Raw genomic sequence first — 13,978 nt, forward strand, 5'->3', positions numbered from 1 at the left:
GGCTCACTACCAGCCTGACCCATCAGGGGAGGTCAGGTTCACCGACCCCGCCTTCCGGCGACGAATCACCATCGTCAGCCGGAGCAGCAGGCCGGGCAGGACGCTCACCGCGGCGCAGGCGAGCAGTTCCACCGCACCCAGCGCTTCGGTGCCGAGCAGGTCCCGCAGTGGCGCCACCAGCACCCCGGCGACCTGCAACAACGCGGAGATCGCCACCGCCAGCGGCAGCGCCGGATTGCCCCGCCGGCCACCGGGCGGGCGCGGTGCGCGGACCGCCAACGCCACCCCGAGCTGGGCCAGACCCAGCACCACGAAGACCACCGACTGCCAGGGCCGGTCCCAGTGCGCGGCCAGCACACCCGCGCCGAGGGTCACCGCAGAGATCAACGTGCCGGCGATGAGAATGTGCCGGCCCAGGCCCGCCCCGAGCACGGACTCCTGCGGCGAGCGCGGCACCCGGCGCAGCGTCCCCGGCTCCGCCGGTTCCGCGCCCAGGGCGACACCCGGCAGCCCGTGGGTGAGCAGGTTGATCCAGAGGATCTGCGCCGGCAGCAACGGCACGGCCAGCCCGAACAGCGGACCCAACAGCATCACCACGATCTCGGCCACCCCACCGGAGAGCGCGTAGCGCAGGAACCGCCGGATGTTGTCGTAGATCCGCCGCCCTTCGCCGATGGCGGTCGCCACGGTCGACAGGTCGTCGTCGACAAGCACCAGGTCGGCCGCCTGCCGGGCCACCTCGGTGCCGCCGCCCATGGCCACACCGATGTCGGCGCGGCGCAGCGCCGGCGCGTCGTTGACCCCGTCGCCGGTCATCGCCACCACATGCCCGCGCGCCTGCATCGCGGCGATGATGTCGAGCTTCTGCTCCGGGCGGGTACGGGCGAACACCCGGGCCGCCGGGTCGGCCTCGGCCGGGTCACCGTCGTCGCCGCGTACCACCGGGTCGCCGGTGTCCCAGACGCCGAGCTGACCGGCGATGGCCGCCGCGGTCGCCGGATGGTCGCCGGTGACCAGCACCAGCCGCACCCCGGCCTCGGTGAAGCTGCCGGCGATCTCCGGCGCACCGGTGCGCAGCGGATCGCCGACACCGACCAGGCCCACCACCCGCAGCCCGACCGGGTGGGCGGAGTCGACCGGCGGCATGTCCACAAGCGCCGCCGCCAGGGCGAGCACCCGCAGCCCCGCGCCCGCCATCTCCTGTGCCGCGGCGGCCAGTTCGGCCAGTTCCTCGGCGTCGGCGTCGACAAGCGGCGCGGCCAGCACGTTTTCCGGCGCGCCCTTGCACACCACCAGATACCTGTTGTCGCAGCACCGGTGCACCGTGGTCATCCGGCGCAACTCCTGGTCGAAGGGGTGCTCGGCGACGCGCGGCCACGCGCGGCGGGTGGCCTGCGGATCGAGGCCGCACCGGGCGGCGAAGGCCACCAGGGCACCCTCCAACGGGTCACCGACGGCACCCCACTCGGGCCGCTTGTCGTCCGGCGGGGTCAGCGTCGCGTCGTTGCACAGCAGCCCGGCCCGGGCCAGCTGGCGCAGCTCGTCGGTGACCGCGATCCGCTGGCCGTCGCGGTGGATCGCGCCGTGCGGGGCGTACCCGGTGCCGGTGATGTCGAAGCCGGCGCCGTCGGCGGTGCGGGCGTGCTGCACGGCCATCCGCCCCTCGGTGAGGGTGCCGGTCTTGTCGGAGGCGATCACGGTGACCGAACCGAGGGTCTCCACCGCGTGCAGCCGGCGGGGGATGGCCCGGGACTGCGCCATCCGCCGTGCGCCGAGCGCGAGCGCGAGGGTGACCACCGCGGGCAGTGACTCCGGAACCGCGGCCACCACCAGGCTCACCGCGGTGACCGCCATGTCCACCAGCGGTCGCCCGCTGAGCACGCCGATGGCGAAGACCAGCCCGGACAGCAGTACGGCGACCAGGCCGAGGACCCGGCCGAGCGCCGCCAGACGCCGCTGCAGCGGGGTGGGACCCGGTCGGGTGGTGGCCGCCAGGGTGGCGATCCGGCCCAGCGCGCTCGCCGCGCCGGTGCGTACCACCGTGCCGGTGGCCCGGCCCACGGTGACCACGGTGCCGGCGCTGGCCTCCTCGCCGACGTCCCGGGCCACCGGCAGCGACTCGCCGGTGAGCGCCGACTCGTCCAGGCGCAGCCGGTTGGCCTCGTCGAGCAGCAGGTCGGCGGGGACCACGTCGCCGGCTTCGATGCGCACCAGGTCGCCCCGGACCAGGTCGGCGGCGGGCAGCACCAGGTCCTGGCCGTCGCGCACGACCCGGGCGGTCGGTGCGGCCAGCTGGTCGAGCGCGGCGATCGCCCGCTCGGCGCGTACCTCCTGGACCACGCCGATGACGGTGTTGACCGCGACGACGAGCAGGATCACCGCCGTGTCGGGGTAGTCCCGCAGCACCGTGGTGACCACGGCGGCGGCCAGCAGCAGGGCGACCAGCGGGTCGGTGAGCTGCCGCAGGACGCGGACGGTCAGATGTCGGCGGGGTGGCGCCTCGGCGGCGTTCGGCCCGTCGAGGCGTAGCCGTTCGGCGGCCTCGGCGGAGCTGAGTCCGTCGACGGTTACCGGCCGGGTGACGATGTCAGTGCTCACGGTGCACCCCTGCCCACGCCCTCGAACCCCTCACCGCTTCACCTCTGCCCCGAGGCCGTGCCCCGACGGCTGCCCTGCACCATCAGGGTGGCGCGCCACCACAGGTGTCCGGCAGAGTCGACGGCCCGCTCGGCGCGGGACCAACGGCCCTGCCGATCGCACGGCGTATCGTCATCGGCGATGAGCGACGACTTACGGCTGCGTGCCGTCGCCGAGGACGACCTGCCGGAGTTCTACGCCCACCAACTCGACCCCGAGGCCGGCCGGATGGCCGCCTTCGGCGCCGCCGACCCGGCCGACACGCGGGCGTTCGCCGCGCACTGGATGCGCATCCTCACCGACCCGCAGAACCTCGCCTGGACCGTGACCGTCGACGACGCGGTGGTCGGGCACGTGCTGGCCTTCCCCGCCGAGGGGCGCACCGAAGTCAGCTACTGGATCGACCCGGCCCGGTGGGGTCGCGGCTACGCCACCCGCGCGCTGGCCGCCCTGCTGCGCGAGGTGACCCGCCGCCCGCTGTACGCGCGCACCGCCACCGACAACGTCGGCTCGCTGACCGTGCTGCGCCGCTGCGGGTTCGTCGTCCGGGCCACCGAACGGGCGTACGCCCCCGGCCGGGGCGAGGAGATCGACGAGTACCTGCTGGAGTTGCCGGCCTGACACCCCGCCGGGGTTGATCGCCCCGCCCCGCCAGGCGGCGGCGTGACCTGGATGGCACTACCCTCGCGGAGTGAACTGGCTGGAACTCGTCGGCTGGACCGGCTCCGCGCTGCTGGTCTGGTCGCTGCTGCAGACGCGCATCCTGCGGCTGCGGGCGGTCAACCTGATCGGCTGCCTGGTGCTCATCGGCTACAACGGCGCGCTGCGGGTGTGGCCCATGGTGGGGCTCAACATCGTCCTGGCGGTGATCAACCTCTGGTATCTGCGGCGACTGCTCGCCACCCGGCACGACGAGCAGACCTACCAGGTGGTCGAGGTGAATGCCGACGACGCGTTCCTGGCGCACACGCTGCGGGTGCACGCCGCCGACATCGCCCGGTTCAACCCGGGTTTTCACCCCGATCGGGTGGCCGACCGTTCGGCCTTCCTGGTGGTACGCGCCGACGAGGTCGTCGGCGTGGTGCTCGCCCACGACGCCGGAGACGGCGTGGCCCAGGTCGACCTGGACTACGTCACCCCGGCCTTCCGGGACTTCACCCCCGGCGAGTTCGTCTACCGACGCAGCAGCCTGTTCACCGACCGGGGCTTCCGTCGGGTGATCAGCCCGCCGGGCATGCGCGCCCCCTACTACCAGCGCATCGGATTCCGTCCGCACGGCCAGTCGTACGTGCTCGACCTGGTCACGGAGTCGGTGCCGCGGTAGTGCGGTGCGGACGATGCCTCGTTGCCCCCTGGCCCGGCGGCTCCTCGGCTCAGTCGAGCGCATCCCGCCGGCGGTAGCGTTTAGGGGTGAGTGAGTCTGAGCGGCTGAATGACCGTGAGCGGCGTGCGTGGTTCGGGTTCCTGACCATGCAGGAGGACGTCCGGCGGCGCCTGAACCGTCAGCTGCTGCGCGAGGCCGAGATCTCCTTGGCGGATTTCGCCGTCCTGAGCGCCTTGCGCCTGTCGCCGAACGGTCCGCTGCGCGTCATCGAGCTGCGGGAAGTCCTCAGGTGGGAGAAGACGCGCCTGGTCCATCAGATCTCGCGGATGACTCGGCGAGGGCTGGTGGAGCGTCAGAGCTGCGTCGAGGATCGACGCGGTACGCGTATCGCCCTCACCGACGAGGGGCGTGCGGTGATCGACAAGGCGACGCCACTGCACCTGCGATACGTGCGTCAGCTCTTCCTCGACGTGCTCAGCCCTCGTCAGCTCGACACCCTTGCTGCCGTGTCGGAAGCGGTGCTGGACAACCTCGAGAACGAACTCTTCGAGGACTGAGGCAGCTTCCGCCCCGCACCCGGGGCACGGTGACGGATCGTCCGTAGCGGGGGCGTGGGCCATTCGATGCCGCCCTGGTACTAGGTGACGAATCACCGCTCCTGCTGTGCGGCTGATGCCCCTTGCTGCGCTTTTCACGGGATCGTATGGGTGGTTTGCAGCTATCAGCGCTATCTGCCGGATCTCAAGAGGGTGATGTGTCACCCGACACTTAAGGGTGACGCATCACCAAAACGCGGCTAGGTTTGGCCCGCAGGTCCGCCCCTTACGCAGCCGGGCACATGAAGCCCGCACCTCGAAGGAGAAGAGCGCCCACCATGTCCCACGTCGTCAACCTCGCCCTGATCTACTACTCGTCCACCGGCACGGGCACCAACATCGCCAACACCATGGCGGCAGCGGCGGAGGCCGCCGGCGCGCAGGTGCGAGTGCGCAAGGTGGCCGAACTGGCACCGCAGGCCGCCATCGAGTCGAACCCGATCTGGGCCGCCCACCACGCGGCCACCGCGGACATACCCGCCCCGAGCTCGGACGACCTCACCTGGGCCGACGCGATCATCCTCGGATCACCGACCCGATTCGGGAACATCGCGGCGCAGATGAAGCAGTTCTTCGACACCCTGTCGCCGCTGTGGCTGGCCGGCGTGTTGTCCGACAAGGTCTACAGCGGCTTCACCTCGACCAGCACCCGCCACGGTGGGCACGAGTCGACCCTGCTCGCCATGTACAACACCATCCACCACTTCGGCGGCATCATCGTGCCGCCCGGATACACCGACCCGATCAAGTTCGTCGACGGCAACCCGTACGGCACCTCACACCACGCCGTGTTCGGCCCGGACCTCGGCACGATCGACGACGACACCCGCAACTCCGCCCGCCACCAGGCCGAACGTGTCGTGCGTATCGCACGGGCCCTCAAGTCGGGAAGCGCCGCCTGATCGCGCGCCACCGAGCCCTCGCACCTCTGACACGGAAGAAGGTAATTGGTAATGACACGGCTACAGGGAAAGACAGCGGTGGTCACCGGCGGCGCGATGGGAATGGGCGCCGCCGCCGTCCGCCGGTTCGTGACCGAGGGTGCGAACGTGGTCATCGCCGACGTGAACCTCACGGCGGCGCAGGCGCTCGCCCTCGAACTCGGACCGCAGGCCGTCGCCGAGAAACTCGACGTCCGATCAGCGGACGAGTGGGTCGCACTTGTCGAGCGGACGGAGAAGCGGTTCGGCTCCGTCGACATCCTGGTCAACAACGCCGGCGTCGCCGACCCGGCGCCGCTGGAGCAGTGGGACACCGCGCGGTTGCAGCGCACGCTGGACGTGAACCTGATCGGCGTCTTCAACGGCATGCAGGCTGTCGTCCCGGCGATGAAGCGGGCCGGTGGCGGGTCCATCGTCAACATCGGCTCCGTCGGCGCCCTCCAGGGCGTGCCGAGAATGTCCGGCTACGTGGTGGCAAAGTGGGGCGTACGCGGCCTGACCAAGACCGCCGCGCTGGAGTTGGGCGTCCACGGAATCCGCGTGAACGCCGTCCATCCCGGTCAGATCCGGACACCCATGACCGCAGGCGTCACGTTCGACACGAGCAACATCGCGCTCGGGCGGGTCGGCGAGCCTGACGACATCGCGGGAATCGTCCTCTTCTTCGCCAGCGACGACTCGCGGTTCGTCACCGGCAGCGAGGTGGCCGGCGACGGCGGACAGGTCGCCGGGCCGGCCAACTACCAGGGGCTGCCTCAGTAGCGGGCACGCCATACCCGACGGTGGCGCCGCGCGATCGTACGTGCTCGACCTGCCCGGATGATGACGATGATTCACCGTCGGAGCCACTGGGCATAGGCACCGCTACGCCGGTGGGACTTCCACCGGCGGCGCCACCGGGCGCGGTCCAACGAGGGAGCCGGGCGTGCAGAGCTACTGGAGTCAGCTGGCTTTGGTCGCGGTCCTGATCGTCATCAACGCGATCTTCGCCGGTAGTGAGCTGGCTCTGGTGTCGTTGCGTGACAGCCAGATCCAACGGCTGGCCCGCAGCAGCCGAGCCGGACAGGTGCTGGCCCGCCTGGCCCGCGACCCCAACCGGTTCCTGGCCACCATCCAGATCGGCATCACCCTGGCCGGCTTCCTCGCCTCGGCGGCGGCGGCAGTGTCACTGGCCCGGCCCCTGACACCGTTGCTGGACGTGTTCGGTCGAGCCGCCGAACCGGTCGCCATCGTGCTGGTCACCCTGGTGCTGACCTTCGTCACCCTGGTCTTCGGGGAACTGGCCCCCAAACGGATCGCAATGCAGATCCCCGAGCGCTGGGCACTGCTCGTCGCCCGCCCGCTGGACCTGCTCGCCACGCTCACCCGCCCGGCGGTGTGGCTGCTGGGCGCCACCAGCGACCTGGTGGTCCGGATGGCGGGGCTGAACCCGGAGCCGGAACGCGACGAGATCAGCCCCGACGAACTACGGGACATCGTCGCCGGCAACCACGGCTTCACCAAGGAGCAGCAGACCATCATCGCCGGTGCCGTGGAGATCGCCGACCGGAAGCTGCGCGCCGTGCTGGTGCCCCGGCTGAGCGTCTTCTGCCTGGACAGCGGCACCACCGCCGAGGCGGCCCGGCTGGTGCTGGCCGCCTCCGGGCACTCCCGCGCACCGGTGGTCCGCCACGGCGGCCTGGACGACACGGTCGGCGTCATCCACCTGCGGGACCTGGTCGGCGTCCGCGACGACCAGCCCGTCGACGAGTGCGTACGACCACCGATGCTGTTGCCGGACTCGGTGTCGGTGGTCGACGCGCTGCGCCAGTTCAAGGCGGAACGCCAACACATGGCGCTGGTCGTGGACGAGCGCGGCGCCGTCGACGGCATCGTCACCCTGGAAGACGTCCTCGAGGAGATCGTCGGGGAGATCTACGACGAGACCGACCGGGACATCCGCGAGGTGCGTACCGACGCCGACGGCGCGTTGGCGCTGCCCGGCACCTTCCCGGTGCACGACCTGCCGGACATCGGCGTGGAACTGCCGGCCCGCCCGGCCGGCGACTACACCACGGTCGCCGGCCTGGTGCTCGCCGCCCTCGGGCGGATCCCCACCATCGGCGAGCACCTCACCGTCGACGGTTGGCGGCTGGAGATCACCGAGGTCGACGACCGTGCCATCACCGGCGTACGGCTGTGCCGAACCGAATCGGCAGCCGACCCGGAGTCACCGGACGCGACCGAGCAGGAGTCACCGGAGTCCGCTGCCGTCAACGGCTCGGGGGATCCTCGGGCAGACCTGGCACCGGCGGATCGAGCCTGAGCCGGTGCACCGGCACCTGCACGGTGCTGCGGCCGAGCAACCGGGCGACGGCACGGATCACCCACGGCCCGGACGGATGGCGCTCCGGCCCGATCAACCGGCCACTGAGCCGCCCGTACCAGTGCCGGGTGACCACCAGATCGGTCAACCGCAACGGTCCGCCCGGCGTGCCGCGCACCACCAGATCCACCACCCGACCCAGCCGCCGGCCCTGCTCGTCGTACGCGGTGCGGCCGAGCAGCTCACCCGCCCGCACGGCCGGCCCCGGGAATCCTGCCGATCAGGTGGCGACGCAGCCACAACTCCACCGGCGAGGTGGGCAGGTCCTCGGCGCGTATCCGCAGCCACACCGCGCTGTCGATGCGTGCGACGAACCCGTACGGGATGCGCAGCGGCACCATCGGCCGGTCGGAGACGAACCGTTCCGCGGTCAACACCAGCATCCGGCCGATGCGGCCACCGACCCGCAGCCCGAGCGCGCCCGGCCCGGTGAGCAGCGTTCGCAGGTACGGCGTCCCATGGGCGTCCAGGGCGAACTCCACGTCGTCGACCTTGCCGATCAGCCGGCCGTCGACGTCGACGAGCTGGCGGTCGAGCAGATCATGGCTGACCTGGATCCTCACTGCCCCATTCTGGTCCCGATGGCCACCGGAATGGCGGCGATCGCCGCGGCCACGATGACCAGCAGCAGCACCGCCCCCAGCACGTTGAGCCACCGACCGTTGACCCGGTCGCCGAGATAGGTGCGGTCGTTGGCCACCACCAGGATCGGCAGGTAGGTCAGCGGCAACGCCACCGCACTGATGATCAACATGTACTCGGTGAGCGTCACCGGATCGATCCTGGTGAGCAGCAGAAGCACCCCGAGCAGCACACTGACCAGCAACACCGTGTGGAACCGGGCCGCCTCACGCGGGCTGACCCGCTTGCCCCACTGCCAACCGAAATACTGCGCGGCGGCGTACGCGGCCGACAACCCGGTCTCCAACGCGGCGCCGAAGGTGACCGCGAAGAACGCCAGCGCCGCGATCGCCAGGCCGACCCCGCCGAAGGCCAGCACGACCGGATGGGCGACGTCGTCGAGGTCGGAGACGGTCAGGCCGGCGGGCCGCAGCACCACCGTCGCGGTGGCGATCAGCGACAGCGCCAGGAACCCCCCGACCGGGAAGCCGACGAGCACGCTGAACCGGGCGTCAGCCAGGTCGGCGGCGCTCCACCGTTCCTCCACACCGCCGGAGGAGAAGAAGAAGACCTCGTACGGGCTGACGGTCGAGGCGAACAGCGCCACCGCGACGAACCAGTACGCCCCCCACCCCTGCCCGCCGTCGTCGATGCTCACCGCGCCACGCCCGAGTGCCGCCCAGTCGGTCGGCAACCAGAACAGCGCCACGGCGAAGACCACCAACGTCAGGCCGGCCAGCCCGAACAGCCGTTCCATCACCGGGAAGCGCACCCGCCACAGCACCAGCCACACCGCCGCCCCGGCGACCGGCACCCAGAGCAGGTACGGCACCCCGCTGGCCAGTTGCAACGCCAGTGCCACACCGCCCAGTTCGGCGGCCAGGGTGATCACCGTGACCACATACGATGCGATCAGGTTGACAAGCGCCATGCGGGCCCCGAGCCGCTCCCGGACCAGGTCGAACACCGCGCGGCCGGTCACTGCCGCGATCCGTCCGGCCATCTCGGCGTACGCGCAGATCGCGATCACGCCGAGCAGCAGCACCCAGGAGTGGGCCATGCCGAAGCGGGCGCCGGCCTGACCGGCGGCCACCAGGTCGCCGATGTCGACGAAGCCACCGACCGCGGAGAGGATGCCGAGCGTGGCGGCGAGCAGCTTCTTCACGTCGACGGCGTCGCGGGCTCGGTCATCGACGCGACAATATCGCCGCCAAGCCGCAAACTACTGTGAAACGGGCATAGGGGGTCTGTCGCTCGACGACTCCCCGATCACACCGTTACCTCTCAGTGCGCTTTAGTGAGCACACGGTCGGTAGTCCTGCCTTGCGGCAAGACGGTCCCGGTCTGACCGGCGGATGCCGTGCCGGATTCACGCTTCACGGCCACCTGCCCGCGTACGCGGGTCTTCTGGTCGGCTCCACGTGCTGCCACCGGGCCACTCCCGGCGGTGTCGAACTCAGCCGCGAGTGCGGCCAGGTTGAGCGAGGCGTTGCGGTCCCGGTCGAGAACCAGGCCGCACGCCTCACACTGGTATTCACGCTCGGAAAGGGCGAGCTTGGCTTTCACCGCGCCGCAGCCCGAGCAGGTCTTCGAGGACGGGTACCAGCGGTCGGCCGCGAGCAGCCGACCACCGTTCCACCCGGTCTTGTACGCCAACTGGCGGCGGATCTCGGCGAACCCGGCGTCGGCGATGTGCCGGGCCAGCTTGCGATTCCGCAGCATGCCGGTGACGTTGAGGTCTTCCACCACGACCGTGCCGTGCTCGCGGGCGAGCCGGGTGGTGAGCTTGTGCAGGCCGTCACGGCGCAGGTTCGCCACCCGCGCGTGCGCACGACCGAGTCGGGCCGCTGCCCGCTCCCAGCGTTTCGACACCCGTCGTCCGGTACGCCGGTCCGGGCCGGTCTTACGCGACAGCGCACGACCCAAAGCACGCATGCGCTGCTGCGCGGCGACCAGGTGGCGCGGGTTGTCGACCAGTTCGCCGGTGGACAGCACCGCAAGGTGCTTGATCCCGACATCTACACCGACCACCGATGCGGGCCGGGCCGGAATGCGTTCGGCACGGTCGACCTCGACGGTGAACGAGACGTGCCAGCGCCCGCCGTCACGCCGTACGGTCGCGGACATGATCCGGGCGGTGCCGTTGTCCAGGCGACGGGCCAGTTTGCGAGCCGACTCGTGCAGCTTCAACCGGCCCAGCCGGGGCAGGACCACGTGCATCCGGTCGGGCTCGACCCGGATCGCCCCGGTGGTGAACCGCACCGATGGTGTAGTGCGGCGGCGGGACTTGAACCGGGGAAACCCGACAGGCCGACCGGCCCGCGTGCCCCTGCGGGAGCCGGCCCAGTTCTTCAACCCGCGAGCCAGAGCGTCCAGGCCGGTGTTGAACGCCTCCTTGGACACCTCGCCCCACCACGGCGCCACGTCGGGCTTCGCGGCGTTCCACGCCTTACGCAGCCCGGCAAGGGACCAGGACAGCGACGGCGTCAACTCCTCGTCCGGCACACCGTAGGAACGCTCGGCGCTGCGCTGGTCCATAACCGCCTTGACCTTCGCGAGCGCCCAGTTGTGCGCGACGCGGGCGGCCCCGGCATGCGCGAGCACGTCGCGTTCCTGACCCGGGGTGAGATCCAGCGCGAACCGGTACGCCTGGATCGTCTTCACGCCGAGCCGCTTTCGGTGGCGGCTTCAACCGCGCGGCGGGCACGGTTCGCGGCAGCGCGGCGGCCGTACAGGCGGGCGCACAACGAGGTGAGGATTTCGGTCACGTCGCGGACCAGGTCGTCATCGACCTCGGCCGGATCGACCACCAGCAGACGGCGGCCCTGCGCGGTCAGGGCGGCCTCGACATACTCGGCACCGAAGCGGGCGAACCGGTCTCGGTGCTCAACCACGATGGTCGTCACAGCGGGGTCGCGGAGCAGGGCGAGGAACTTCTTACGGTGCCCGTTCAACGCGGACCCAACCTCGGTCACCACCCGATCGACGCCTAGCCTCTGCCCGGTGGCCCACACGGTGACCCGTGCGACCTGCCGGTCCAGGTCCGCCTTCTGATCGGCCGACGACACCCGGGCGTACACCACGGTCTGCCCGGTCCCTGCCGTCGTTGCGGTGACCGGCTCGCCGACCATGATCAGGCGGCCCATCCGGTAGGCGGGAACGGGCAGCGTCCCGGACTCGTAACGCCGACGTGCCGTCGCGTACGAGATTCCCGTGGCCGCCGCCCATTCCTTCAAGTTCACGATGCCGACTATAGACAACTATTGAGCACTAATGACGACCGACACGCCAGCAGTTGTCAGCCCTCAGCTGTCGGGGTAGAGGTTCTGCAGGCGGACCTGTCCCCGGGCGACCAGGCGATCCTTGGCGTCGGTGATCTCCACCTGCCACAACTGCTGACTGCGCCCCCGGTGCACCGGAGTGGCGACCGCGGTCAACTCCCCGTCGCCGACAGGACGCAGGAAGTCCGTCTGGTTCGACACGCCGACCACCCGTCCGCGCTCACCCAACCAGATGCCGGCACCCACGCTGGCCGCGGTCTCCACCACCGAGCAGTAGACCCCGCCGTGCTGGATGCCGTACGGTTGCAGCAGCTCCGGCCGTACCCGCCAACGGACCGTCACCCGATCACCGCTGGTCTCCCCGTACTCCAAACCGAGCAGGGCGAAGAACCCGGTCGAGAGCTCGGACATCTCCATGGCGGCCTCCTCGATCTTGGCAACGTCACCCTACCGAGGTGGCAGCGGTGCGAACCCGGTAGGGCACAGAGGCGCTGATGGGGGAGAATCGGTGACCGTGACCGACAGCAACCTCCCGCCGGCCGGGCGGGACTCCTTCACCGACGACCTGCGGTGGCGTGGCCTGATCCAGGACTCCACCGACCCCGACGAGCTACGCGCACTGCTCGACGGCCCGGCGACCGTCTTCTATGTGGGCTTCGATCCGACCGCGCCCAGCCTGCACGCCGGCCATCTGATGCAGGTCGCCACGGCACGCCGCCTGCAACTCGCCGGCCACCGTCCGCTGTTGCTGGTCGGTGGCGCGACCGGTCAGATCGGCGACCCGAAGGAGAGCGCCGAGCGCACCCTCAATGCGCCCGAGGTGGTCGCCGGCTGGGTGCAGCGCATCCGCGACCAGCTTGCGCCCTTCGTGTCGTACACCGGTGACAACGCAGCCCTGCTGGTCAACAACCTGGACTGGACCGGCGAGATGTCGGTGGTCGAGTTCCTCCGGGACGTGGGCAAGCACTTCCCGGTGAACAAGATGCTGGCGCGGGAGGTGGTCCGGGCCCGGCTGGAGAGCGGCATCAGCTTCACCGAGTTCAGCTACCAGTTGCTCCAGGCCAACGACTTCTTCGAACTGCACCGCCGGTACGGCTGCCAACTCCAGTTCGGCGGCTCCGACCAGTGGGGCAACATCACCGCCGGCGTCGACTACGTCCGCCGTCGCGGCGCCGGCCCGGTGCAGGCCTTCACCACACCGCTGGTCACCAAGTCCGACGGCTCGAAGTTCGGCAAGACCGAGGGCGGCGCGATCTGGCTCGACCCCGAGATGACCAGCCCGTACGCGTTCTACCAGTTCTGGATCAACGTCGACGATCGCGATGTCGGGCGCTACCTGCGTTACTTCAGCTTCCGCTCTCGCGAGGAGCTCGAAGCGCTGGAGAAGGAGACCGCGGAACGGCCCGCGTCCCGTGCCGCCCAGCGTGCCCTCGCCGAGGAACTCACCACCCTGGTGCACGGTGAGCGGGAGATGGCCCAGGTGGTGGCCGCCAGTCAGGCGCTGTTCGGTCGAGGCTCCCTGGCGGACCTGTCGGCGGCGACCCTGCGCGCCGCGCTCACCGAAGCCGGCCTGGTACGCCTCGACAAATTGCCGGAGGCGGCCGCCCTGCTCAAGGAGTCCGGCCTGGTGCCCAGCATGAAGGAGGCCCGCCGGGTGATCGCCGAGGGTGGCGCCTACGTCAACAACGTCCGGGTCACCGAGGCGGACGCGGTGATCGGGGCCGACGACCTGCTGCACGGCCGCTACCTGGTGCTGCGCCGGGGCAAGCGCTCGTTCGCCGGTGTCGAACTGGACGTTCCCGCCGCGGTCGAATGAGCCACTGTCGCGGAGTGTGACGCGCGACGCGTCCGGCGGATTTGACGATCGAACCGCCGGGCGCGTAACTTTCTCTCTGCCAGCGCGGACCGGACGAAACAGGTCGAAAGACCTGAAGGCCGAGCGCAGGTCAACCTTCCCGAGCGGGCGGCGTAGCCGCTTCGAGACGGGACCGGGTGGTGCCCCAGAGTCGCCGCGAGGCGGATTTGGTGGAGCGGAACCGACCGGGTATGGTTGGCCGCTGGCAGGGGCCCAGGCGCGCTAGCGGGAAACCGCAGCGGCTGGCCTGCCGGAAACCACGAACGTAACGGCGTCAGCCGATTCGCTCATGGCGCCCGGAGAAAGGGTGGAAGCGTGACAAACCGGCGCAAGCCGATTTGACACGGCGGAAACCAGC

Annotated in this window: 14 protein-coding genes; 7 read left to right on the forward strand and 7 right to left on the reverse strand. The window is 70.6% G+C overall.

Annotation, left to right across the window (positions count from 1 at the left end; genetic code table 11):
• Positions 1 to 6: 6 nt before the first annotated feature.
• Positions 7 to 2,598: a cation-translocating P-type ATPase gene (locus tag Vgi01_RS22210; protein ID WP_204292238.1), complete on the reverse strand. Its 2,592-nt coding sequence runs from the start codon at positions 2,596 to 2,598 to the stop codon at positions 7 to 9.
• Between the two features lie 180 nt (positions 2,599 to 2,778).
• On the opposite strand from Vgi01_RS22210, the gene Vgi01_RS22215 reads away from it, so the two are divergent.
• The 6 genes from Vgi01_RS22215 (at position 2,779) to Vgi01_RS22240 (ending at position 7,803) form a co-directional block, all read left to right on the forward strand.
• Positions 2,779 to 3,258, forward strand: a complete 480-nt coding sequence (locus Vgi01_RS22215) for a GNAT family N-acetyltransferase (protein ID WP_102659277.1) — start codon at positions 2,779 to 2,781, stop codon at positions 3,256 to 3,258.
• A 70-nt stretch (positions 3,259 to 3,328) separates the two neighbouring features.
• Positions 3,329 to 3,961, forward strand: a complete 633-nt coding sequence (locus tag Vgi01_RS22220) for a hypothetical protein (protein ID WP_204292239.1) — start codon at positions 3,329 to 3,331, stop codon at positions 3,959 to 3,961.
• An 86-nt stretch (positions 3,962 to 4,047) separates the two neighbouring features.
• Positions 4,048 to 4,518 (forward strand): MarR family winged helix-turn-helix transcriptional regulator, encoded by a 471-nt coding sequence (locus Vgi01_RS22225; protein WP_199180263.1) that lies wholly within the window; start codon positions 4,048 to 4,050, stop codon positions 4,516 to 4,518.
• A 317-nt stretch (positions 4,519 to 4,835) separates the two neighbouring features.
• Positions 4,836 to 5,459: an NAD(P)H:quinone oxidoreductase gene (gene wrbA / locus Vgi01_RS22230; protein ID WP_102659275.1), complete on the forward strand. Its 624-nt coding sequence runs from the start codon at positions 4,836 to 4,838 to the stop codon at positions 5,457 to 5,459.
• A gap of 51 nt (positions 5,460 to 5,510) precedes the next feature.
• Complete coding sequence (locus tag Vgi01_RS22235; RefSeq protein ID WP_102659274.1) at positions 5,511 to 6,260, forward strand: SDR family NAD(P)-dependent oxidoreductase; 750 nt, start codon at positions 5,511 to 5,513, stop codon at positions 6,258 to 6,260.
• Positions 6,261 to 6,423: 163 nt separating this feature from the next.
• A complete protein-coding gene (locus Vgi01_RS22240) occupies positions 6,424 to 7,803 on the forward strand; it encodes a hemolysin family protein (protein WP_204292240.1) in 1,380 nt (459 codons plus the stop codon).
• Here Vgi01_RS22240 and Vgi01_RS22245 read toward each other — a convergent pair.
• From Vgi01_RS22245 to Vgi01_RS22270, 6 genes are all read right to left on the reverse strand, one after another.
• Positions 7,751 to 8,059 (reverse strand): PRC-barrel domain-containing protein, encoded by a 309-nt coding sequence (locus Vgi01_RS22245; protein ID WP_204292241.1) that lies wholly within the window; start codon positions 8,057 to 8,059, stop codon positions 7,751 to 7,753. The two genes, Vgi01_RS22240 and Vgi01_RS22245, sit on opposite strands and share 53 nt — an antisense overlap.
• On the reverse strand, positions 8,046 to 8,426 hold the full coding sequence (locus Vgi01_RS22250; RefSeq protein ID WP_102659271.1) for a hypothetical protein: 381 nt from the start codon (positions 8,424 to 8,426) through the stop codon (positions 8,046 to 8,048). Before Vgi01_RS22250 ends, Vgi01_RS22245 begins: the two co-directional genes overlap by 14 nt.
• Positions 8,423 to 9,649, reverse strand: a complete 1,227-nt coding sequence (locus Vgi01_RS22255; RefSeq protein ID WP_204292242.1) for an NRAMP family divalent metal transporter — start codon at positions 9,647 to 9,649, stop codon at positions 8,423 to 8,425. Before Vgi01_RS22255 ends, Vgi01_RS22250 begins: the two co-directional genes overlap by 4 nt.
• Before the next feature lie 119 nt (positions 9,650 to 9,768).
• Entirely contained in the window at positions 9,769 to 11,148 is a 1,380-nt protein-coding gene (tnpB, locus tag Vgi01_RS22260; protein ID WP_204292243.1) for an IS607 family element RNA-guided endonuclease TnpB, read from the reverse strand.
• Positions 11,145 to 11,726: an IS607 family transposase gene (locus Vgi01_RS22265; protein ID WP_102656234.1), complete on the reverse strand. Its 582-nt coding sequence runs from the start codon at positions 11,724 to 11,726 to the stop codon at positions 11,145 to 11,147. Before Vgi01_RS22265 ends, tnpB begins: the two co-directional genes overlap by 4 nt.
• 63 nt (positions 11,727 to 11,789) lie before the next feature.
• Positions 11,790 to 12,182: a PaaI family thioesterase gene (locus Vgi01_RS22270; protein ID WP_102659269.1), complete on the reverse strand. Its 393-nt coding sequence runs from the start codon at positions 12,180 to 12,182 to the stop codon at positions 11,790 to 11,792.
• Positions 12,183 to 12,279: 97 nt separating this feature from the next.
• Here Vgi01_RS22270 and tyrS point away from each other — a divergent pair, with 97 nt between their 5' ends.
• Positions 12,280 to 13,581, forward strand: coding sequence for a tyrosine--tRNA ligase (gene tyrS / locus Vgi01_RS22275; protein ID WP_102659309.1), 1,302 nt, complete (start codon positions 12,280 to 12,282; stop codon positions 13,579 to 13,581).
• Positions 13,582 to 13,978: the final 397 nt, after the last annotated feature.

Origin of the sequence: Micromonospora gifhornensis (genome assembly GCF_016863515.1) — a bacterium.
Lineage (GTDB): Bacteria > Actinomycetota > Actinomycetes > Mycobacteriales > Micromonosporaceae > Micromonospora > Micromonospora gifhornensis.